This is a genomic window from Pseudovibrio sp. POLY-S9 (assembly GCF_001431305.1).
Lineage (GTDB): Bacteria > Pseudomonadota > Alphaproteobacteria > Rhizobiales > Stappiaceae > Pseudovibrio.
The window spans coordinates 1-416 of sequence record NZ_LCWX01000213.1; the positions used below are offsets into that span (position 1 = coordinate 1).

Consider the following 416-nt stretch of genomic DNA (forward strand, 5'->3'; position numbering starts at 1 on the left):
GTAACGCTCAGCAGAGCTTTGAGGTCGTCGTCATTCAAGGATGACAGACCGGAGGTGACACCGGTTGCGCTGACATCCGTAATGCTGGCGGTGTGAGCTTCATCTGACACATCCACATCCGTAAAAGCCAGCTGAAGGCTCTGAGTGATCGGGGAAGTGTCAGGTGTCTCCCACAACGCCAGTTCATTGGCAGGATGAGTGTAGTTACCTAATGCATCTGGTTTGAACACATAGACAGACCCAGAATCGAACCCTTTGACATCATCTCCCGGTACACCGACAAGGATCGTTCCATATGCGCTAATAGCAACATGGCTGCCAAACATGTCACCTAATGCCCCATCGGCAGCAATCAGCTTGGTTTGTGTGTAACCGCCCTGACCATCTGGGACATAAACATAGACGGAACCTGCGGC

The 416-nt window shown here is 51.9% G+C and carries 1 protein-coding gene; it reads right to left on the reverse strand.

What is annotated here, in order from left to right; all coding sequences use genetic code 11:
• On the reverse strand, positions 1-416 hold a 416-nt coding region (locus tag PPL9_RS21365), incomplete at both ends, for an FG-GAP repeat protein (RefSeq protein ID WP_200962354.1).